This is a genomic window from Psychrobacter lutiphocae DSM 21542 (assembly GCF_000382145.1).
GTDB classification, from domain to species: Bacteria; Pseudomonadota; Gammaproteobacteria; order Pseudomonadales; family Moraxellaceae; genus Psychrobacter; species Psychrobacter lutiphocae.
This window is the reverse complement of the sequence record NZ_KB907640.1, coordinates 41,935-65,367: the sequence shown is the minus strand read 5'-3', so window position 1 is coordinate 65,367 and position 23,433 is coordinate 41,935. Positions and strand designations below refer to the sequence as shown.

At 42.4% G+C, this 23,433-nt stretch carries 19 protein-coding genes and 2 tRNA genes; 5 read left to right on the top strand and 16 right to left on the bottom strand.

Features of this window, described 5'->3' with window-relative positions:
• From H140_RS15880 to tpiA, 14 genes are all read right to left on the bottom strand, one after another.
• Positions 1-217: hypothetical protein (locus tag H140_RS15880; RefSeq protein WP_026348957.1), on the bottom strand; the 217-nt coding region annotated here is incomplete at its 3' end.
• A gap of 123 nt (positions 218-340) precedes the next feature.
• Positions 341-2,080, bottom strand: a complete 1,740-nt coding sequence (locus H140_RS0108405) for a tetratricopeptide repeat protein (RefSeq protein WP_019673215.1) — start codon at positions 2,078-2,080, stop codon at positions 341-343.
• Positions 2,081-2,107: 27 nt separating this feature from the next.
• A complete protein-coding gene (locus H140_RS0108400) occupies positions 2,108-2,470 on the bottom strand; it encodes a hypothetical protein (protein ID WP_019673214.1) in 363 nt (120 codons plus the stop codon).
• 299 nt (positions 2,471-2,769) lie between these two features.
• Entirely contained in the window at positions 2,770-4,875 is a 2,106-nt protein-coding gene (gene pnp, locus H140_RS0108395) for a polyribonucleotide nucleotidyltransferase (RefSeq protein WP_019673213.1), read from the bottom strand.
• Between the two features lie 422 nt (positions 4,876-5,297).
• Positions 5,298-5,564 (bottom strand): 30S ribosomal protein S15, encoded by a 267-nt coding sequence (rpsO, locus tag H140_RS0108390; protein WP_019673212.1) that lies wholly within the window; start codon positions 5,562-5,564, stop codon positions 5,298-5,300.
• A 466-nt stretch (positions 5,565-6,030) separates the two neighbouring features.
• Positions 6,031-7,059, bottom strand: coding sequence for a tRNA pseudouridine(55) synthase TruB (truB, locus tag H140_RS0108385; RefSeq protein WP_051086880.1), 1,029 nt, complete (start codon positions 7,057-7,059; stop codon positions 6,031-6,033).
• Between the two features lie 63 nt (positions 7,060-7,122).
• Positions 7,123-7,566, bottom strand: a complete 444-nt coding sequence (locus tag H140_RS0108380) for a ribosome-binding factor A (RefSeq protein ID WP_019673210.1) — start codon at positions 7,564-7,566, stop codon at positions 7,123-7,125.
• A gap of 256 nt (positions 7,567-7,822) precedes the next feature.
• Positions 7,823-10,540 (bottom strand): translation initiation factor IF-2, encoded by a 2,718-nt coding sequence (gene infB / locus H140_RS0108375; protein WP_019673209.1) that lies wholly within the window; start codon positions 10,538-10,540, stop codon positions 7,823-7,825.
• A 17-nt stretch (positions 10,541-10,557) separates the two neighbouring features.
• Entirely contained in the window at positions 10,558-12,045 is a 1,488-nt protein-coding gene (nusA, locus tag H140_RS0108370; RefSeq protein WP_019673208.1) for a transcription termination factor NusA, read from the bottom strand.
• Positions 12,046-12,233: 188 nt separating this feature from the next.
• Positions 12,234-12,734: a ribosome maturation factor RimP gene (rimP, locus tag H140_RS0108365; RefSeq protein WP_019673207.1), complete on the bottom strand. Its 501-nt coding sequence runs from the start codon at positions 12,732-12,734 to the stop codon at positions 12,234-12,236.
• Positions 12,735-12,943: 209 nt separating this feature from the next.
• A tRNA-Met gene (locus H140_RS0108360) sits at positions 12,944-13,020 on the bottom strand.
• Positions 13,021-13,332: 312 nt separating this feature from the next.
• Positions 13,333-13,417, bottom strand: a tRNA-Leu gene (locus H140_RS0108355).
• Between the two features lie 444 nt (positions 13,418-13,861).
• Positions 13,862-14,170: a preprotein translocase subunit SecG gene (secG, locus tag H140_RS0108350; RefSeq protein ID WP_019673206.1), complete on the bottom strand. Its 309-nt coding sequence runs from the start codon at positions 14,168-14,170 to the stop codon at positions 13,862-13,864.
• Positions 14,171-14,304: 134 nt separating this feature from the next.
• Positions 14,305-15,117, bottom strand: coding sequence for a triose-phosphate isomerase (gene tpiA / locus H140_RS0108345; RefSeq protein WP_019673205.1), 813 nt, complete (start codon positions 15,115-15,117; stop codon positions 14,305-14,307).
• A 263-nt stretch (positions 15,118-15,380) separates the two neighbouring features.
• On the opposite strand from tpiA, the gene H140_RS14285 reads away from it, so the two are divergent.
• The 4 genes from H140_RS14285 to coaE all read left to right on the top strand — a co-directional run bounded on the left by H140_RS14285 (position 15,381) and on the right by coaE (position 19,963).
• Positions 15,381-16,802: an ATPase, T2SS/T4P/T4SS family gene (locus H140_RS14285; RefSeq protein WP_019673204.1), complete on the top strand. Its 1,422-nt coding sequence runs from the start codon at positions 15,381-15,383 to the stop codon at positions 16,800-16,802.
• Between the two features lie 57 nt (positions 16,803-16,859).
• Positions 16,860-18,086, top strand: a complete 1,227-nt coding sequence (locus tag H140_RS0108335; protein ID WP_019673203.1) for a type II secretion system F family protein — start codon at positions 16,860-16,862, stop codon at positions 18,084-18,086.
• 46 nt (positions 18,087-18,132) lie between these two features.
• Positions 18,133-19,017 (top strand): prepilin peptidase, encoded by an 885-nt coding sequence (locus tag H140_RS0108330; protein ID WP_019673202.1) that lies wholly within the window; start codon positions 18,133-18,135, stop codon positions 19,015-19,017.
• Between the two features lie 250 nt (positions 19,018-19,267).
• Complete coding sequence (gene coaE / locus H140_RS0108325) at positions 19,268-19,963, top strand: dephospho-CoA kinase (RefSeq protein WP_019673201.1); 696 nt, start codon at positions 19,268-19,270, stop codon at positions 19,961-19,963.
• Between the two features lie 58 nt (positions 19,964-20,021).
• Here the strand turns inward: coaE and rlmB are convergent, their stop codons facing one another.
• The gene (gene rlmB / locus H140_RS0108320) at positions 20,022-20,837 is read right to left on the bottom strand and encodes a 23S rRNA (guanosine(2251)-2'-O)-methyltransferase RlmB (protein ID WP_019673200.1); all 816 of its coding nucleotides are present in this window, start codon (positions 20,835-20,837) and stop codon (positions 20,022-20,024) included.
• A gap of 108 nt (positions 20,838-20,945) precedes the next feature.
• Positions 20,946-21,278 carry a pyrimidine/purine nucleoside phosphorylase gene (locus H140_RS0108315; RefSeq protein WP_019673199.1) on the bottom strand — a complete coding sequence of 111 codons (333 nt, stop codon included), beginning with the start codon at positions 21,276-21,278 and terminating at the stop codon, positions 20,946-20,948.
• 286 nt (positions 21,279-21,564) lie between these two features.
• On the opposite strand from H140_RS0108315, the gene recN reads away from it, so the two are divergent.
• Positions 21,565-23,307, top strand: coding sequence for a DNA repair protein RecN (gene recN / locus H140_RS0108310; RefSeq protein WP_026348954.1), 1,743 nt, complete (start codon positions 21,565-21,567; stop codon positions 23,305-23,307).
• Positions 23,308-23,433: the final 126 nt, after the last annotated feature.

Sequence of the window (23,433 nt, the reverse complement as noted above, 5' to 3'; positions counted from 1 at the left end):
TGCTTTTAAGACCATATAGCCAGTAGTGCTTTCTGATGATACCTATGCTTTGAGGATGATAGCCAAAGTCTTTACCTATGCCTTCTAAGGATTTGTTTTGACTGAGTTGATGTAATATAAGCAGTTTGACCCGTGCTCTTGGTTTAGATTCAACTTTTGATAGCTTCAGAAAGTCGTGATCGCTTAACTTATGATTTCTAGGCGTTATTTTTGGCATACTGGCGTCGTAATAGTAAATAATAATTTATTATATATTATTTCTTAGAATTGGTATTATTTTCATCTTGATGGATTCATTCATTTAGCTGATTTATTGGTTATTGTTTTGAGGTTATCGACTTTATTTTATAAATAATTTTTTCCAAAACCTACTGCGTTTTTTACCCTTAGTGTTGTCGTCACTTTTATTTTCGACCAAGCTCAAAGTCTTGCGCGCATCTGCCACGATTTTTTGAACTTTCTCATCGGCTGTCATGGCATAATCATCAATAATTTTTTGCAGTATTTCTATTTGTTTAGGCCCATCATTGGCTTTTTTAGCTTCTTCAAATGCAAACCACGCTCTTTCACAGGCAAAATCAATTAACCCTGAATTAATACCATAGCTTTCTGACTGCAAATAATGTTCACACGCTTCCCTAAATTGCCCTTTATCAGCGAGTATATTCGCAAGGTTTGTATACACACCACACATAATAGTATTATCTTCTGAGCAATATTGATCCCGTATCATAGCTTCATATATTGCTTGAGCTTCATCATTGTGCTTTTGTCTTTTATAACAAAGTGCTAAGGCTAACTTCGCTCTTGGAACTTGCTGTTTACTATGTGTGTGCTCTGTCTTTTCACCAATCCGTATTACTTCTAATAAAACGGTAATGGCATCGGCATAATGTCCAAGGTTACGTAAAGCACGCGCCTCTTCAATTTGCCAATATAAATGCCTATAACCTTTTTTTGAGACTTGTTTCTTATCTAGTAATTGCTGTACTTCATGTACTATATCTAGAGCTTCTTGCGGTTTACGCTCACTTATCTTTTTTTCATAGATCTCGTCTTTTTCGTCAATCCAGTCTTCATCCGCTTTGCTTAATTTACTAAATAGGGTGATGTTATCGGGTAACGTTTCACCATTATCTCGCATATGCACTTGAGAGGCTTCAAAGTTTGCAATGAGCCTTGCTCGTGTGTCTGAGCTTACTTTTTTCCAGCTCTCATCTGTATCAATTTTTTCAATAATGGGATACAGCATGTCAAACGTTTTGCGCGGTAAATGTTGTTCGACGTAATAATAACTTAAGTCTAAGTATAGATTAGCATACTGGTTTTTATTTAGTTTTGAGTCATCTACCCCTAATGGAAACTTATCAAAAACCACATCTGCCATTTTAAAAGCTTTGTCATACGCTTCGTCTGCAAAAAGCTGACTGATCCAGCTAGTAAAGTCAGCAAAAGCTTTACGGTAATAAATGGGGCTATAAAGCTCATCGTTATACTCTAGCCAAATTTGATTCCGTTTCAATCGCATTCTATCTAGTTGTTCAATGGTATTTATTACATCACTTGCTACAATGTAACAACTTGTCATTAACCTAATATGCATATGCTCTTGAGTATGCATGTGAGAGATGAACTGCGACCAATCACCTTGTATAACGTACCCTCTAAGCTTACTCATCAACTGGGCTTGTTTAAGTTGCTCATAAGAGGGTGTATTCTGCAACTGTGTATTAAGCGTTTTTAACATTGTTAGCTGGGTCTGCATATCATCAAACCACTGTAGCCAATTATCTGGAACCATAGCTTGTCCAGTAATAACTTCAGTAGTTTGTCTTAAACCTACCCAAAAATCTTCGTTGGCAAAGCGATTTTCCATGATCTGCTCAAAGACTTGACCCTCAGCAAAAATACTACCGAAATCTAATTCAAATTCGGCATTATCATCAAGTGAAAGAATGTAGGTGTGTAAATTTAAATACCATTGTTCACCTAACTGACTTTTTGAGGGTTGATAAGCTAAGATGTTTGCTAACCAACTGTTAATGAACGATAAAGCTTGCTTTGCATTTATATTGACCACACTATTAGTTTGTAGAAATTCTGCATCTCACTTATCTAGCAACCCAATTTCATATATATCGTCATAAAAATCATCATCGTTACATTCATCATCATTCAAATCTACATTATTTAAATTACTACTTTTTAGCGCTTTATTGTTAAGACCTCTTTCGTTATAGCTGTCATCAGTATGCGGTTTATTATCATGATTAAAAGCATTTGTAGCACGATTTTGCCTTGCTTGAGACAGCTTTGCTGAAAGCCAGTTGGCGTCGATAAAACAATAGTTTTCAAATGGGAATATTAGCGATGCTGGTAGGGGGATAAGGCTTTTTGCTGACTTATCCGTAAAAGATTGTAGGGTAATGTGAGATTGATCAGAGCCTAATAGAAGAGATAAAGAGGTCATTGGTTTTCTCGATGAGAATTAGTATTTTGATAACTGCAAACCCTAAGTCACAAGCAAGACATAGAGCTCATATTTTAAACTTACTTATAAAATAACATGTTTCGATTTAAAGATCGCTTAAAATAGTATGGTATTAACCCAAAAAATATCCTACATACCGAAATTGTTTGATCTCCCTGAATATAAATTGATACTTTAAAATCGTAAACCTAATAGCTCCAATCAATGGTATCTAAAATGAAGAATGCTCCCAATTGGGAGCATTTTTAATTAAATCGATTTAATAAGGTCATAAAGAATTAAGCGTCTTGCTCAACACCTTTCATGGTTAACTTAATGCGACCACGGTTGTCCACGTCTTGTACCAATACGTTGATTTCCTGACCTTCTTTTAGATAGTCAGACACGCTTTCTACACGCTCATCAGCGATCTGTGATATATGTACTAAGCCGTCAGTACCTGGTAGGACAGTGATGAATGCACCAAAGTCAACCACACGGGCGACCGTACCTTTGTATACTTTACCCACTTCAACCTCAGCAGTTAATGCTTCAATCTGGCGGATAGCTTCTTTAGTCGCTGCTTTGTTCTCACCAAAGATACGGATTGTACCGTTGTCATCAATGTCGATAACTGCGCCAGTGTCTTCAGTTAATTGACGAATGGTTGCGCCGCCTTTACCGATAACATCACGGATTTTGTCCGAGTTGATTTCCATTACCGCATAGTTTGGCGCGTGTGCGTTGATTTCAGTACGGCTGGCTGGCAATACTTCGTTCATTGCGTTTAGGATATGGATACGGCCGGCATGAGCTTGCTCTAGCGCTTTTTCCATGATATCTGGGGTGATACCTTCAATTTTGATATCCATCTGTAATGCTGTGATACCGTCTTTTGAACCAGCTACTTTAAAGTCCATGTCACCTAAATGATCTTCATCACCTAAGATGTCTGATAAGACCGCAAAACGATCGCCTTCTTTCACCAGACCCATAGCGATACCAGCTACTGGCGCTTTTATTGGGACACCTGCGTCCATCAATGCCAAGCTTGCACCACAAACTGATGCCATAGACGATGAGCCGTTTGATTCAGTGATTTCTGATACCACACGGATCACATATGGGAAGCGATCGCTATCAGGCAGCATGGCTTGTACACCGCGGCGTGCTAGACGGCCATGACCGATTTCACGGCGCTTAGGCACACCTTCACGACCCGTTTCACCTACTGAGAAGTGTGGGAAGTTGTAATGCAACATGAAATGATCATGGATGGTACCAGCTAATGAGTCAATCAAGTTAACGTCACGGGTGTTACCTAGTGTGGTGGTGACTAATGCCTGAGTTTCACCACGAGTGAACAGTGCTGAACCATGAGTATAAGGCAATACGCCCACTTGGATATCAAGCGCACGAACCGTATCTAGGTCACGGCCGTCAATACGTGGCTTACCAGATAGAATATTGTCACGTACAGTGCGATACTTAAGATCTTCTAAGATTTCTTTGATGGCTGCTTCATTGGCACTAAACTCATCCGCTTCTGGATCGCCAGCCAATGCTTCGATAGCTTCAGCTTTTATCGCATCAAGGGCTTCATAGCGATCTTGTTTGTCACCTATTTCATAAGCGCTAGCAATTTTTTCTGCAAATTGTGCAGTGACTTTTTCTTTTAGATCTGCATCAAGCTCTGGCGCTACAAATTCTTGCTTTTCAGTACCAACCGCTTTGGCCAGCTCAGCGATATTGTCGATAACAATTTGCTGCTGCTCATGACCGTATAATACAGCGCCTAACATCTGATCTTCTGACAGCTCAGCAGCTTCTGACTCAACCATTAATACCGCTGATTTAGTACCTGCAACTACTAGATCCAAGTCACTTTTTTCTAGCTCTTCAAGTGATGGGTTTAAGACATATTCACCATCAATAAAGCCAACACGAGCTGCACCGATAGGACCATTAAATGGCGCACTAGAGATAGATAAGGCAGCAGAGGCACCGATCATAGCAGCGATGTCTGCATAGTGCTTCTTGTCACTTGAAACTACAGTTGCAGTGATTTGAATTTCGTTCACATAGCCTTCAGGGAATAATGGACGAATTGGACGGTCAATCAAACGTGAGGTTAGCGTTTCAAACTCTGTTGGACGGCCTTCACGCTTGCCATACGCACCAGGAATTTTGCCTGCTGCGTACATTTTTTCTTGATAGTTAACGGTTAATGGAAAGAAGTTTTGACCTTCTTTGGCTTCGTTTTTCACAACCGCAGCGACCAACACAGACACACCGCCCATATGTACAAGTACTGAGTTTGCTTGGCGAGCGATACGGCCTGTTTCGATAACAACTTGTTCGTTGCCGTATTGGAATTCACGAGAAATGGTATTGAACATTGACATTAATTTTTCCTATTTTTATATATCTAAAATATAAATGAGTGAGCACATCCTTTGAGACCGAGTATCAGCCTCTAACGTTTAACTGCTTTTGCAAAACACCTTAAACGTTAGAAGCCTGTCGTCTACACAAGGATTGGTTCTTATTTTACAGGGATTTGTAACACTTGACCAATACTTGACTAATAAAAGTCAGTGACTGACGCCTTTTGACCACATTTGCTCACTTATAAGCACAGTGTTAACAACTGCTCTACTATAAAACAAGCATAACTTTGACAAAAAGGGGAAGGTGGACAAAGACAACTGATACAAAAAACGGTGTGAAATATTCACACCGTTTTTTTATTGTGTAGGCATGAGCTGTCGTTCGGCATATCAGCCATCACTTAGCTTAACCCATCAACCCAAATTGAGCTGACAAATTAACGACGCAGACCCAATTCACTGATAAGTGAAATATAACGATCTAAATCTTTTCTTTTTAAGTAATCTAGCAACTTACGACGCTGGTTAACCATACGGATCAAGCCACGACGGCTGTGATGATCAGCTTTATGCGTTTTGAAGTGACCTTGTAGGTCATTGATACGGGCGGTCAATAACGCAACCTGTACTTCAGGTGAGCCAGTGTCGCCAGGGGCGCGCTGATATTGGGCTACGATTTGTTCACGATCTGTTTTAGTTAGCATAACTATCTCCTGCAATGCTTGCGATAAATAAGGTCGATTTTATTGGGGACATCCCTGCATTACTAGAGATGACCTAAAAAAATGACCAAGTAAGCCTAGTATTATAACAAAAAAACCCAAACTAAGTGAGCTATTTTTTTATCAATTGCACAAAAGCCACATTCAATGCAAAAAAAGGTTCGAACTGCAAGCGTGATCGTAGGGTGTCGTTACCTCCATACCAGCCTACTCTCCTTGTCCTGCAAAGGTTTTGAATGTTGAATGCGGGATGCGATTTAGCCTTGACAGTAGCGGGTATCCTTGGTGAAGCACAGGGTTGCAGGCGCTTGGCTAGGGACAGTCTCGTGGCGCAGGAATGGCGCTAGCTGGTAGCGGCTGCCCCTGTGCTAGCCAAGATATGAGCGGATGGCAAGATTGGCTCCTACAAGTTTGACCGTGAGGCTTAAAGTTAAGGCTGAAGTTGAGGCTAAAGCTTTCGCTGAATCATTTTTTTTGGTTGCAGACGACCGTTGACCTCAAGCCTGCCTAATCCCAAAAACTGACCATCTTCGCTTAATAACCGAATATCCACTGCCTGTTGTATGTCAGCTTTGGCGTCTTTTTGGTTAGGCTGACTGTCATTAAGTGCGTTTTGAAGGTAGCGGTCAAGCTCGGTGCTAAGCTGGGTTTTGACATTCAGCCGTTGTCCCATGTGTAGGCGCTGGCACTGACTGTCAGAGACGGTGAGCGCAGGCACACCATCAATACAGGCATCAATGGCAAGCAGCTGCGCCAGTCGTGTCTCGTGGCTCATGGCTTCAAAAGCGTCTAAAGTGATAGCATCGCTAATATCAAAGTGCCCCACTTGCGTCCGACGTAAAGCGGTTAAGTGCCCAAAAGTGCCAAGTGCCTGCGCAATATCTTCGCCAAGTACGCGAACATAAGTGCCCTTGGAGCAGGTGACGGTTAGGGTCAGCTCGTCTGCAACCTGTGTCTGCTCTAGGCTTAGGGATTTGATGGTGATGGGACGGGCGGGACGCTCGATTTCTATGCCTTGGCGGGCATATTCGTATAGCTTTTTGCCGTCTTTTTTGAGCGCAGAATACATGGGCGGAGTTTGTAGAATATCGCCTAAAAATTGCTCAGTGACTTGCGCCAACTGCTGGGCAGTTAGGTTTGGAATGGCCTTTTCGGCGATAATTTGCCCTTCAGCATCCCCTGTGTCAGTTTGTTGACCTAGTTTGATAGTCGCCTGATAGGATTTGTCCGCATCGAGCTGATAATGGCTAAACTTGGTCGCCTCACCCAAGCAAACAGGTAATAAGCCAGTCGCCATCGGATCAAGGGTGCCAGTGTGACCGGCTTTTTTGCTATCGTGCTGTGGCGACTTGAGTAGATATTTGACCTTAGAGACCACTTGTTGCGAGGTTAACCCTTGGGGCTTATCAATGAGTAGCACACCGGATACTCTAACTTTGCGGTTATTGGACTTACTTTGATCTTTGGTCACAGCTATCTACTCTTATCTAAAATGATTAAAGCGTGGAACAGTTAAACATTAGCCATTAACGTTGCACAATTAACGATCTTGATTGTCTTGATTGTCTTGATTGTCTTGACTGCCATCTTCTACCTCACTATCCGCCGAAGTTTGCTCAGTTTTACTAACCGCTTTGTTAATTAAGTCCATCATATAATTGCCTCGGGCAGTGACTTCATCATAATGAAATCTAAGACGTGGCGTGGTGCGTGTTTTTAGACTATGGCTAAGTTCAGTACGTAAAAATCCAGCGGCATTATTGAGCACTTGCAGACTTGGCTCATGGCTGTATTTGTCCATCGCATCGTTGAGCTCAGGCTCCATGATGGTGACGTAGATATCAGCATATCCTAAGTCAGAGCTGACCTTCACACTAGAGATGGTAACAAAGCCAGTCAAGCGTGGGTCATTAATGGCGTCACGGATTAATACCGCAAGCTCACGTTGGATTTGGTCGCCCAGACGTTGTAGACGTTGGTTCATAGTTATATCCTTTTTTAAGCTCTCTTCGCTCACACTTCGATATTAAGCTAAGAGCGATATATAGTCACAGCCATATAAAAGAGTTACAGCGTTAACCTCGTTTAGCCTACTTCAGTAGTACTTGCACTCGGTTGCCTTGTAACTCATTTATCTGACTACAACTATAAAATAAATAGGCTAGGGTTACAAAGTTGTTAAATTAAAAAAGACCTAACAGGATGACCTGATAGGTCTTTTACAACGTAATATCTAGCGCTTAGATGGTGCGTTGAATTTCTTGAATTTCAAAGACTTCAATCTTATCGCCCACTTCAACGTCGTAGCCACGAACGGCCAAACCACACTCCATGCCAGAACGTACTTCGTTCACGTCATCTTTGTAACGACGCAATGATTGTAATTGTCCAGTAAAGATCACTTTATCATCACGCAATACTCGAATTGATTTGTTACGATAAATTGTGCCTTCAATCACCATACAACCAGCAGCAGCACCGAACTTACTTGAGCGGAAGACGTCACGTACCTCAGCGACACCTAAGATTTTCTCACGATGCTCAGGTGACAACATACCACTCATTGCCGCTTTCACATCATCGATTAAACCATAGATAACGCTGTAATAACGGATGTCGATACCAGCTTCATCAGCTTTACGCTTGGCGGCATTGTCAGCACGGACGTTAAAGCCTAATAGTACCGCTTCGCTTGATTCAGCAAGGGTCACATCAGATTCTGCAATCGGACCAACCCCTGAGCTGATGACTTTCACTTTCACTTCATCAGTTGATAGCTCATTAAGTGCAGCAAGTAAGGCTTCTAGCGTACCACGAACATCGGTTTTTAAGATGATGTTTAAGTAGGACATATCATCTTGACCCATCTGTTCAAACATAGACTCTAACCGCATCTTGTTCTGACGCTCAAGCTGTTGCTCACGCTCACGGTTGGCGCGGAACTCAGCAACTTCACGGGCTTTTTTCTCATCCGAAACCACTAAGAACTCGCTACCTGCTGCTGGAGTATCTGGCAATCCTAAAATTTCTACTGGTATTGAAGGACCTGCTGACTTGACACGCTGACCAGTCTCATCGGTCATGGCACGAACTTTGCCGTAATATTCACCAGCTAGAACTAAGTCACCTTGGTTTAAGGTGCCTTTTTTAACCAGAAGACTCGTTACTGCACCCCGACCTTTTTCTAATCGTGATTCGATAACGACACCTTGTGCTGCTCCCTCAGTTGGTGCATCAAGCTCCATCAGCTCAGCTTGTAGGTTAATTAATTCTAATAGCTCATCAATACCTTCACCCGTCTTCGCAGAAATCTTCGCCATTGGCACATCACCGCCCCAAGCTTCTGTGACGACTTCTTTGGTAGTAAGCTCATTTAACACACGTTCAGGATCTGCTGTGCTCTTATCCATCTTGTTGATAGCAACAATGATAGGTGTGCCTGAAGCACGAGCGTGATCGATCGCTTCTTCCGTTTGTGGCATCATGCCATCATCAGCAGCCACAACTAGAATTACAATATCCGTAGCTTGAGCACCACGTGAACGCATTGCCGTAAATGCCGCGTGACCTGGGGTGTCTAAGAAGGTAATGACACCACGGTCAGTTTTGACGTGATAAGCACCAATATGCTGCGTAATACCACCAGCCTCACCAGTTGCTACTTTGGTCTCACGAATCTTATCAAGTAATGAAGTTTTACCATGATCAACGTGTCCCATAATAGTCACTACTGGCGGACGTGCTTGCACATTGCTACTACGTTCTTCTACCGCTTCATGTAGATCATCTTCAACTTTAGTATCACTGATAGGGATTGGGTTATGACCCATCTCTTCTACAATCAAGCTGGCTGTTGTTTGATCAATCTCTTGGTCGGCACCAACAATTTCACCCATCTTCATCAGCAGTTTAGTCACTTCACGGGCTTTTACTGCCATACGCTGTGCTAAATCTGAAACAACGATGTGCTCAGGGATTTCAACATCATGCACAATTTTCTCAACTGGCTTTTCAAACTTATGCTGAGAGGCCTGTGTTGACTTTAGACCATGCTTGCGGTTACGAATTTCACGCTCTTCTTGGCCTTTGCGACGACGACCACGTGTGGCCGTGCTTGAAGATCCACGTTTAATTTCACGGCGCTCTTTTTCAAAAGACTCTTCTAGTGCCTCACCCACCAAACCTTCGGCTAATGGCTCATCTTTGCGCACTTCAGCGACTGGCTCTTTATCAACATATTTGCCAGCCATTTTGCGCATTTGCTCAAGCGTTTTCTTCTGAGCTTCTTCCGCTTGTTTACGGCGGGTTTCCGCTTCAATTTGACGCAAGCGTTCTTCTTCAGCTTCACGGGCTTCACGAGCTTTACGCTCCGCTTCTGTTTCTACTTTTGGTTTGGTTGGCGCTGCTTTTTTCTTCGGCGCTTCTTTTACTACTGCTGCGGCTTTGTTGCCTTTTTTGACAACAACCGTGGATACTTCCTCTTTATTATCACCTGAGGATGAGCCACCTCCTAAGTTAGCACGCATCGCCGCCAAAGTTGCTGCTTGACGTTCTTCTGCTTCTTTTTTTGCTTGCTCGCGTTTTTTAGCTTCTTCTTCTGCGCGTTTTTTCGCTTCTAAAGCTGCTTTTTCGCGAGCGGCAATTTCTTCAGCCAGTTTGGTTGGGTCTGGCTTTTCAAATACTTTTTTCTTACGCACTTCGACATTGACACTCTTTGACTTGCCCGATGAGCCAGTCACACGAGCGGTACTGGTCGTTTTAGATTTTAAGCTAATACGACGCTTCTCTTTTTGTCCATGCGCTTGCTTTAAGTATGCTACTAACTGTTCTTGCTCAAGCTCGGTGACCAGGTCATCCTCGCCACGAGCAGGCAGCCCAGCATCAGTCAGCTGCTTTTGTACTGCACTGACTGTCTTGCTTACCATGTCTGCTAATTCTTTGACGGTCTTATCTGCCATTTATAGTCACCTATTTATTATTCTTCATTAAACCAAGATTCACGTGCTTTCATGATGAGTTCGCCAGCAGTTTTTTCATCAAGACCATCAATGTCTTCTAAATCAAACACTGCTTGCTCGGCTAAATCATCTAACGTGATAATGTCACGTTGAGCCAGCTTGTACGCCAAATCGGTCGTCATGCCGTCCATTGTCAGCAACGCTTCGCTTGGCTCTTTCATGTTTTGCTGTTTCACCAGTTCATCAGCAATGACTACTTCTTTTGCTCGCTCTTGAATCATTTCAATCGCTTCGTCATCAAGACCTTCAATGTCGTAGAAGGTATCGACTGGCACATAAGCCACTTCTTCAATACTGGTAAAGCCTACATCAACAAGGGCTTGTGCTAAATCTTCATCCACTTCTAAGCGATTGTAGAACAGCTCAAGATAGGCTTTTGTTTCATTTTGTTGACGCTCAAGGTATTCAGCCTCTAGCATCATATTTAATTTGTAACCGGTTAGCTCAGAAGCCAAACGCACATTTTGTCCTTGCGCACCAATAGCACGTGCCAACTGATCATTTGCGGTAAAGATGATGTCCGCTGTTTTGGCATCTTCATCTAGAATGATACTATTAACATCGGCAGGTTCCAAGGCACTAATGATGTACTGAGCAGGATCATCTGACCAGACAATCACATCTATTCGCTCACCATCAAGCTCAGATTGCACTGCTTGAATACGCGTACCACGCATACCAATACAGGCACCAACAGGATCTATTCGATGATCATTGGTTTTCACTGATATTTTAGCACGAACGCCAGGTTGGCGGGCAACATCACGAATTTCAATAATTTGCTCATTAATTTCTGGCACTTCTTTATTCATCAGCGCAACCAGCATATCAGGGCTGGTACGTGACAATAACAGTTGAGCACCACGATTATCACGATTTACATGATATAAAATAGCATTCACTCTTGATTTTACACGCAATTGTTCCCGAGGCAACATTTGATCACGTGACAAATAGCCTTCTGCGTTATCACCTAAATCAATAATATAACCATCACGGGTTTGTTTTTTAACTTCGCCATACATCATCTCACCAACTCGTGGCTCAAAGGCGTCGGCAGTTAATGCACGTTCTGCTTCACGAATTTTTTGGATAATAACTTGCTTAGCTTGGGTTGCTGCAATACGACCAAAATCAATCGATTCAATCTGTTCTTCTTTGATATCACCAATCGACCACTCGTTAGGATCTAAATCACTGATTGCTAGCTGACAAGCTGGCATTTCGTGATCTTCATCAGCAACGACCGTCCAATAGCGATATGTATCATAGTCGCCTGTATTACGGTCAATCTCTACACGTACAGCAACTTCTGGTTGATCAGTATAAACTTTTTTCTTGGTAGAAACGACCAAAGCCTCTTCGATAGCTTCAAAGATATCTTCTGGATTTAGGCCTTTTTCATTACTGACGGTTTCGACTACCGTTAAAATTTCTCGACTCATTACACACCTATCCTCGCCTACTTATTCATTAAAGTAGCAAAAAAAATATTAAAATTTATTGTTATCTTAGGCCTAAAAGCGATGATGCTTCCGTTTGTATACCTTGACGCTAATGCTTATTAACTCAAACTTATTGTATTTAGCTTAATTGTATTTAGCTTAAGCTAATTTAAGCTTATTTGTTTCAACTAAATATTTTGATACACCAAATTAGCTTTATCAATATTATCTAGCGCAATATCGTACTGCTCACCATCTGGGGTTACGACAGACAGCTGTTTATCTGTTAATTGCTCAAGCTTGCCTGTCACCTTGCGGCGCTTTGAACCACCTTCACCCACGGCCTGAATTAAGCGTAGGTTGATCGTCTGACCGATATACTCTGCCATTTGCTCAGGAGCAAAAAAAGGGCGATCCAAACCAGGAGAAGACACTTCTAACACATACTCTCCCGCAATAGGATCATGCACTTCTATAACACCACTGACTTGATGAGTCACTGCCGCACAGTCTTCAATAGTGACACGCTTGTTCGCTGCTTTATCTACTGGTAATGACTCGATATAAATACGTAATAATGAGCGTCTTCCCTGTGGCAAAAACTCAACACCCCACAGAGCCACATCACAAGCAGCCACAGCGGGTGCAACAATATCAGTTAACTGAGCGACTTTATTCGATAACTTCATGACTTGTTTTTAGTCCATAAAAAGAAGTATCTGTTATCCCAACCAGTGAGGGTTATCAAGTAATAAATACCTGATAAACAATTCGGGTAACCGTCTTAAAATTACCCTCATAATCACCGTTTGTAAGCTATTTTAAAAATAACAGATACAAAAAAACCCACAAACAAATTGGTGGGCTAAATAAAAAATATAAGATTGCAATAAAAAAGTGGTAGCGGGGGCTGGATTTGAACCAACGACCTTCGGGTTATGAGCCCGACGAGCTACCAGACTGCTCCACCCCGCATCAATCTAGGCTGACTATTATATGTATAATATTTACTGTTGTCAAGCCTTTAAATCAATTAAATTAAAAACTTATTAGAATTGCCCATTTTAAAGCGGCTGGTTTGTATTAAACCCATTCTATTCAACAGTAATCGCAAACTTTTTCAACATATATGATAAGTCGGCCAACTACTTGCTCATTACCTATAATCTAATCATCAAATAGCACTAAATCAAACTAACCATCAAAACACCTATAAAGTAAGTGACTCAACTGCTGATCCATGCTGTATTAATAGACTACAGGATAATTAATAGACTACAGGATAATTGGTGCGATTGGAGGGACTTGAACCCTCACAGCTTGCGCTACCACCCCCTCAAGATGGCGTGTCTACCAATTCCACCACAATCGCTTACATTGTTACATCTAATTTAGCACTTTGCTTTTCAATACCCACCAAGATATTGTTTTTCTACGGTTATATATTGAGGTACATTGTAGAAATTCAAGTTAAACCGTTAGCGACAAGTTAAATCATATCTCTTGTCCTAACCATCACAGACTTTCAAAGCAGCCTATCTAAATTAGGTAGCACATTCTACTCGTCTTTTGCCAAGGGTGCAACCTATCTGCGCATAACTTGACTATTTTTAATTTTCAAAGCCATTTTCAACCACCTTGTCATTAAACATAGAGCTAAACTCAAATTAAAACACACACTCTGTATTACCTTTGAAGTCACATTTATTAGTGCGTGGAACGACAGCCTACCGATGGTTTTGTGTATTAAAATATAGTGTTAGCAATAGTAATCAAACACAGCTTATTATCAAATGCAGTGATTTTTAACGTGGTTTTATTCAGGTGTAGTGGTTGGTGCTGGCGCTGAGATCGGTGGCGTTGTCGGGATATCTAACTGATACTGCCCTTCTGCTTGTTTGCGTGCATGCACCGCCAAGGTCAAACTGGTACTAAAAAATATAATCGCTAAAATGGCAGTAGCACGGGTTAAAAAATTGGCACTACCTGCCGCACCAAAAACAGTGGCTGATGCACCTGCACCAAAAGATGCACCAGCATCCGCACCTTTGCCGTGCTGGATTAATATTAATCCAATCATGGCAATAGCAACAATAATATGAATGGCTAGGATAACGTTAAACATGCTTTGCCTTACTTATAATCTAGAAAGTTAAAAAATTTTGAGAATTAAAAAAATAAAAGTTTGTTGGTTCTATACTGTGGCAGGTATATATACTGTGACAAGTAGCACACAGATGACCAAATTAATCTACTGACTTACTTAACAGCAAAAGCTTGTGCTATTTCCATAAAGCTTTGGGCTTGTAAAGCTGCACCACCAACTAGCACCCCATTAATTTGCTCAGAAGCAGCAAAGTTGGCTGCATTATCTGGCTTGACACTACCACCGTAGATTATTGGTGTTTGTACTAATTTAGCATTAAATACTTGTAGCTGTTGGCGGATAAACCCATGCACTGCTGTCACCTCATCGACACTTGGCACTTTGCCAGTACCAATTGCCCATACTGGCTCATAGGCAATGATCAACTGATTACTAATATAGTTGTCAACTTCTTCTGTATTTAGCTGTGACAGTAGCTGTTGTAAAAAAGTCTTCACAACCGCCAGCTGCTCTACCAGTACCTGCTCGGTATCACCTGCATCAAACTCAGCCTCTGACTCACCGACACATAAAATAACGCCTAAACCTTGGCTAGCACAATGCAATAGCTTTTGTAGTAGTAGCTCATTATCTTCCTGATAATACTGGCGACGCTCAGAATGCCCGATGATACTCCATTGTACGCCCAAGTCTTTTAGCTGTGCCGCTGACACATCGCCTGTATAAGCACCTGACACTGCGGTCAAAGCGGTCACATCTTGAGTTGCCAGTTGAATTTGAGTGTCTTTTATTTTTTGCTGTACTGGGCTTAAATGCAGCAAGCTTGGCGCAACCATCATCTGACACTGCGCTGCCACATCAGTTTGAGAGCTTGTGGTCTGCGCTAATAAGTCATCCACTAAGGTCTCCACCGCTGAGACAGTGGCAGGATTTAATTTCCAGTTTCCAATAACCCAAGACTTCATAACACACCCTCATTCAGAACACATGCTTAAATAAATCAAATAAAAATATCAATAACCAATAGCTTAAACAATGACAGCTTTAACTTTAATCATTTTAAAATAAAAACAATGACTCCAAATTATATCATAGTCTTTACCTACACATTCAGCCTTTATTTTTTGTTAACCTAAAATACAGGTTGTGTAAAACTTAAATTTACGCTTTACTAATACTATATCTGCCCACTCTTCACCCATATTGACTGCATAGACAAGGATGCCTTATGCCAAACTCACCGCTGTATCCTGAGTCATCACAACTAACCGCTCAAAGAGTTTGGCAAACCAACCACCCAACAACGCCCAAATCAGCGATTGACCAACCTAAAGCTCATCAGCCAATACCTCATCAGCCAATACCAAGAAAACCTGTTACCGCTACTACTAGCGCTTTTAGTACAACCAACACAATACAATCTACCAGTACAATGCAACCTAGCTCTCCCACCAAAACAGCGACCGCCACAGATCCCATCGTCAAACTAGTCGATGACTTATTAATAAAAGCTGTCGAACTTAAAGCATCAGACCTACACTTTGAGCCTTACGAACGCACATACCGAGTGCGCTTTCGGATTGATGGGCTAATGCAACAAGTTGCAGCTCCTGATATTGCGCTGCATTCAAACATTGCTGCCCGCTTAAAAGTCATGGCACAAATGGATATTGCTGAACGGCGACTACCACAAGATGGTCGTATCAAGTTGGCATTGACAGAAGATAGGCAGATAGACTTTCGAGTCAACTCACTGCCCACTTTATTTGGTGAAAAAATTGTATTACGTGTCATAGACCCATTATCTTCAATGGTTGGTATCGATAACTTAGGCCTTGAACCTCAACAAAAGCTATTACTCATAGAAACATTGCAGCAGCCACAAGGTGTCATCTTAATCACAGGCCCGACAGGCTCTGGCAAAACTGTCTCTTTATATACTGGTTTAGATATCCTGAATACTCAGCAAGTTAATATCTCGAGTGTCGAAGACCCTGTTGAGTTTAATTTGCATGGCATCAATCAAGTCAATGTCAATCACAAGATAGGGCTAACATTTGCTACGGCCTTGAAGTCTTTTTTGCGCCAAGATCCAGACATAGTGATGGTAGGGGAAATTCGAGATTTAGAAACCGCCGATACCGTAATTAAAGCCTCTCAAACCGGTCACCTCGTACTATCAACATTACATACCAACTCAGCTGCCACTACTTTGACTCGGCTACATAATATGGGCGTACCTTATTTTAATATTGCCACTGCCATTAGCTTAGTCGTTGCTCAGCGCTTAGCCAGACGGCTATGTTCTTTATGCAAAAAACCTACCCTTATTCCAGCTACCAGCCTGATTGAGATGGGGTTGGTTGCTGCTGTACATACAGCAAATTCGCACCCCGAATCAACACAAGTTATCTACGAAGCCGTAGGTTGCGAGCACTGCCACAATGGCTATAAAGGTCGTATTGGTATCTTTGAGATCATCAAGATAGATGAGGGCTTGGCACAAATCATCATGCAAGGTGGCAACGCCATTGACATCAAGACAGCAGCGATAGAGCAAGGCTTTTTTGACTTACGCCAAGCAGCAATATTAAAGGTACTACAAGGCCTGATCAGTATCGCCGAGATGTATCGAGTAACGACTAACTAGCCTCTAAGCCAGAAGTTATCAGTCATTATAGATCATAACTTGATAAGAGATATCAGCATGACCAAAAAAACAGTAACAGAGCAAAGGCAGCGCTTTTTTTATACTGGTATTGACCACACAGGAGCAACCGTCAGTGGTGAGCTTAGCGGTCAAAACATGCAGGTTGCTAAAGCCTTATTGCGTAAACAAGGCATCACTCCTCAAAAAATTTACCGTAAAACCAACCCCCTGTTTGTCATTCACAAAAAAACTACTACACTAGACATCACTTTATTTGTACGTCAATTAGCGACTTTAGTTAAAGCTGGAGTTCCTCTAGTACAATCATTTTCACTAATTGCCGATACTGTTGAAAAGCCAAAAACTAAAGCCTTAGTACGTCACATCAAAGCACAGGTAGAGTCTGGTACCCCTTTTGCTAGCGCACTGGCCAAACACCCCAAGCATTTTGATGCGTTATTCTGTGCATTAATCGAATCAGGAGAACAATCTGGCACACTTGAAGTCATGCTAGATCGCATTGCAACCTATAAAGAAAAAAGCGCCATGTTAAAAGCAAAGATCAAAAAAGCACTTATCTACCCCATAGCCGTTATCTGTGTGGCGTTAGTGGTCAGCTTGATTTTATTGTTAAAGGTGGTGCCAGTCTTTGAAGAATTATTTGCCTCCTTTAACTCACAACTGCCAGCATTCACTCAAGCTGTGGTTAGTCTGTCAAACTGGATGCAACACTGGTGGTTAATACTATTTTTGGTTATTCTCCTAATTGGTGTGGGACTTTATATAAGCAAAAAAAAGCATCAAGCATTTGCTAATCATTTAGACAAACTGTTATTAAGGCTACCAATATTAGGTAGGCTAAGTTACCAAGCTATTATCGCTCGCTTTGCTCGTACATTGGCGACCACCTATACCGCTGGCGTACCTTTGATTGATGCGCTACACTCAACTGCCGCCGCCACCAATAATCATGTCTATTATCAAGCGACTCAGCAGATTAAAGCACAAGTTGCCAATGGTCATCAGCTACATACTGCCATGCATCAAACCCAGCGTTTTCCTGCTTTGGCTGTACAGATGGTCAACATAGGAGAGGAGTCTGGCAGCTTAGATGAGATGCTGGTCAAAGTGGCTGAGTACTATGAAGCTCAAGTAGAGCAAAGCATAGATGGGCTAACTGGTTTAATGGAGCCAGTTATTATGGTCATCCTAGGCATACTCGTAGGTGGTTTGGTAATTGCCATGTATCTACCTATTTTTCAAATGGGCTCGGTGATTGGTTAGATGCTGTTTTTACTAAAAAATTAAATTAAATCAAATAGGCTAACTCATGCACTTTTGGCAACTACTACAACAACACTCTTATTTGGCGTTACTTGTGTTTGGTTTGATTGGATTGTGCGTGGGCAGTTTTTTAAATCTAGTGGCTTATCGCATCCCACGTATCATGCTGCAACAGTGGCGTTCAGGCTCAGCACAGTTGTTGCAGTCACAATCAGACATCCCACACAATTTAATCGACCCAATTGCAGACATTATCAACCAAGATGCGCCTCTATCTTTGGCACAGCCTGCATCGCACTGTCCATCTTGTTCATCCACGCTTAGCTGGTATCATAATATACCTATCATCAGTTGGATTATATTAAAGGGTAGATGTGCGACCTGCCAGACCCTTATTGGCTGGCGTTATCCCTTAGTAGAGGCTGGCTGTGCCCTGCTGTCAGCTTTGGTTATTTATCAGCTTGGTGTCAGTTTGCAGAGTATGGCTGCATTGGCTTTTGTATGGTTGTTGCTGGCATTAACCCTAATAGATATCAACAGCCAGTTGTTACCCGATAAGCTAACCTTTACTCTTGCTGGACTCGGGCTGGCAGTTAACGCTCAAGGCTGGTTCGTCACGCCTTCAGAGTCAATCTGGGGGCTGCTGTTAGGGTATTTGAGCCTATGGAGCGTAGTGCAGCTATTTTATCTACTAACCAAAAAGCAAGGAATGGGACAAGGGGACTTTAAATTGTTGGCTGCCTTGGGTGCATGGCTAGGCCCTTGGGTATTACCCTATATAATCTTGCTATCCTCACTGCTCGGCTCTATTATTGGTATCATATTACTGCAACGACAAGGGGAGAGTCGGCCTTTTGCTTTTGGCCCTTATCTTGCCATCGCTGCTATTTTAACTTTATTGTATGGTAATCCTTTGTTATACCAAATCTGAAAATTAAGATATCGAGGAAAACGAGTACAAATTCTACAAATAGTAGGTTTAGCAAGTTTGGCAAAGATAGGTTGTTTTTTAGAAAAGGTATTATAGCTTGGTACTACGCCCCAGTTCATAGATAGTTATTGCTCCTCATAGATTGTTATTCATAATATAAGAGTAATTACAGCACTTAACTTGCGCTTAACCAGCTACTATCTACACTAACTAGGCAGTATCGGTTATTTTTGTTTAAAAAGGTATTAATATGACACACTCACACTCAGCATACAGCTCTGATCCTGGTCATTTAGATAACATTAGCCCACCACAAAAGTTCCAACGCTTTTACATTGACAAACCCATTATCGGTTTGACTGGCGGTATCGGTAGTGGAAAAACTGCTGTTTCTGATTGGTTTGCAGAGCAAGGAATTGATATTATCGATGCCGATATTGTGAGTCATCAAATCATGCAAAAAGGTAGCCCTACTTTACAAAAGCTAGCGGACGCATTGGGTGATTGGGTTATGGATGAGTCAGGAGAAATGGATCGCAACGCAGTGCGTGAGCATGTATTTGCCAATAATAAAGATTTGCTGGTTCTTGAATCCATCACCCATCCTGCCATCCGTCAAGAAATTAAACAGCGGTTAAAACAAGCTAAGTCTCCTTATGTCGTCTTGTCTGCACCGCTATTATTAGAGGCCAGTGAAGCAGGACTGGTATCTTTGTGTGATCGGGTGTTGGTAGTCGATGCTGATGAGGCAACTCAGATTGAACGTGCTAGCCGCCGTGATAACCAGAGTGTTGAGAGAATTAAAGCCATTATGGCCAATCAGTTATCACGTGAAGCACGTATTGAACAAGCTGATGATGTGGTAACTAATAATGGTGATTTACAAGACTTGTATGCGCAGTTACAGCCGCTGCATAACAACTATTTGGTGCTAAAAAAGTACTAGTTGGTGTTAAAAAAGTACTAGTTGGTGTTAAAAAAGTACTAGAGGCTATTTGGCGCTTTTAGTCCTGAGTAGCCTTGTAGTGATCGCCATGGCGCTGACGGCTAACCTCATACAACACCATGCCTGTTGCCACACTGACATTTAAACTTTGCAATGATCCATGCTTGTTACCTGTCATTGGGATATACACCAACTCATCGCAACGCTCTGCCGTCAAGCGGCGCATACCCTCACCTTCTGAGCCCATAATTAGCGCTACTTTGCCAGTTAAATCAATCTCGTTAATGGGCTTGGCATCGACTTCTAGTGCCGTACCATATACAAACACCCCAGCCTGTTTTAGCTGCTCAATACAGCGTGCTAAATTGGTCACAGCGACTACTGGCATAATCTCCATCGCTCCCACCGAAACTTTAGCCACAGTCGGCGTTAAGCTTGCCGAATGGTGTTTTGGGCAAATAACAGCATCGACACCCATGGCTGCTGCGGTTCGCAAACAAGCGCCTAAATTATGTGCATCTGTTACCTGATCTAAAATCAAAAATAATGCCTGATCTGCCTGAACCAAAGCGCTTAGCTCGCCTTCATCCGCCATTGCCAATGGACGTGCATGTAACACCACCCCTTGATGCTGAGGACTGCCACACAAGGCCGTTAATCTATCACGGCTGGCTTGTTGCACACTAACACCCATCTGCTCTGCAAGCTGCAAAATCTCTTCAAAGCTGGTGTCTGTCTCATCTTGCATAATAGAAGCACTGTTGGCTTTGGTCTGACGACCTTGTTGCACAAATAGTGCCATCGCATCCATAGGACGATGCGATAGCAGTGCATGAACAGCATGAGTGCCATAAAAATAAACTGGCTTTGCCATAAAACAACCTTTTAATTAAACTTACCACGCTCAATAATTGACACCGTCTTTACTGAGGCTTTCAAATTAATGAGCGCCTAATGGGCACATAAGCAATCATTGTGCACACTAACCTTCAAGATGACAAATATACTGTACAATTTGATCTGTGCGTAATGAAAAACGACTATCGCCTGCCACCAAAAACGCTTGGCCTTCACGATAATAAGAGTACTCCTCTTCTCCGCTTATTTTTACCTCACACTCACCGCTGATGATTTCCATTCGTTCAGAGGTATGTGTCTCAAACTCATAGGCCCGTACCGTCTCATCACAGGGCAAAATAACACCCAACATTTTTTTACTGCCATCTTCAAAGAGTACAGTGTGGCTACTACAACGACCATCGTAAGTAACAGTCGCTAGTTTGATAACAGAAACCTGATCATAAGTCGTCGACATGATGACTTCCTCAATTTAGTCTATTTTTATAATGTCCATGGGCGAAAATCAGATAACGCTAAACTTACAGCCCTACGTTTTGATGCAATTTTTTGTTATTCAATCCTACCATATTATTGCTAAAATAATTGTGATTACGCATCTTTTTTTATAAAAGAGACGTAATGTTTGCTTTTAACCTATCATGGCGATACGATACAATGACTTATTTTATCGTTTATTACCCTTATATTTTATCCTTTTTTTTGTATTTTTTACCATCAAACATATCACATCGAGAGAGCTGATGCTAACTTCATTAACACTGCAAAACTTTGCCTTGATTACTCATCATGAGCTGACATTTTACGATGGTTTTAATGTGATAACTGGAGAAACGGGTGCCGGTAAATCCCTTTTACTCGATGCCCTCTCCTTATGTATCGGTGGACGCGCAGATACCAGTATGGTGCGTCATGGCACAGAGCATGCTGATATTTATGCTCAATTTGACATGCCAGCTTATCCAGAAAATAGCGATAAAAACAATAAACGTCTGACCTCGATTCAAGACTGGTTTGCTCGTCATGAACGTGAGTTAGAAGATGAGATACTCATTCGCCGACAGCTCAGCAGCAATGGCCGCTCAAAGGCTTGGCTAAATGGTACGCCGGTCAGCTTAACCGAGCTCAAAGAGTTGGGCGCACTGCTGGTCAATATTCACAGTCAGCATGCACAACAAGCCTTATTAAAGCCCTCTTTTGTGGTGCAGTGGCTAGACAGTATCGCTGGTCTCAAGCCATTGGCACAACAAACAGAGCAGGCGTATAAAGCCTACCAGAAGCTAAAACGTCAAGCGGATGATATTGCCGCCAAAGAAGCGCACCGCAATGATCGCATTGAGCTATTAAACAGTCAGTTGGCTGATATCGCACCGTTATTATCAGTTGATTATGAGCAAATAGAAGCCGAGCATGATGAACTGTCTAATTTAGAAGCCTTAATGCTAGAAGCTAGCCATGCGGTTCAGTTATTGGACAATGACAGTGATGAGCCAGATGCAATGGACTTATTAGGTCGTGCCATTCGCATGTGTGACAATCAATCGTCGGTTAGTGCCACCTTTAGTCAAGCCAGTGAAGCCCTGCATCTGGCCCAGCAATATGTCAGCGAAGCCACCGGGCTATTGACCGATTATGCTGAGCAGCAGCTGCCCGACCCTGAGCGCTTAGAGGAGCTAAACACCCTAATCAGTCTGGGTCACCGCTTATCGCGAAAACACGGGTTACCTGCTTCACACTTGGTGGAAGAAGCCAATCTTTGGCAACAAGAGCTCGATGAGCTACTTAATCAACCAACTTCTGAGGTGCTCGAAGGTCAGATTAAAGAAGCTTGGGGCAACTTTATTACCCTTGCCACAGAGTTAGATCAGGCACGTCAGCAGGTTGCACCTGACATCAGCAAACAACTGGTGGCACAGTTACAGCCGCTTGCGCTACCAAACGCTCGCTGTGAGTTTGTATTCAATAAAAAAGAGTCGGCCAGTTATAACGCCCAAGGCTTACACGATATTGAGCTGATGTTTAGTGCCAACGTCGGTGTTCCGATGCAGCCCTTATATAAAATTGCCTCTGGCGGTGAGCTGTCACGCATGGCTTTAGTGATGCAAGTGCTGCTTGCCACTCACGGCAGCAGAGATAACGAACAACAAGATCAGCCAGAGGCATCTGAGCCAATGTTGGTCTTTGATGAAGTCGATGTGGGTATCAGTGGCGGTACCGCTCAAGTGGTCGGTGAGTTGCTGCGTCAGTTGGGCAGTCACCGTCAGCTACTTGCCATCACCCACCAAGCGCAAGTTGCTGCCCAAGCGCATCAGCACATCTTGGTACAAAAACACCATGACACTGAAGAAGGTCAAACCCGTAGCCAAATCGACATCATCAACGGCGATGAACAAGTAGATGAGCTGGCACGTATGTCTGGTGGGGTGAACATCACAGAGATTACCCGTGAACATGCACGTAGCTTATTAGCGGATGTGTCAAAATAATGCCATTAGCCATAGGTTAGAGCCACTAGTTATGGTTAAAGACTAAACCCCCTAGCCATAAACTGACTAAATAGCACAACAAGCCACATAGCGCCATAAACTGACAGCAGTACCATAATTTGACAG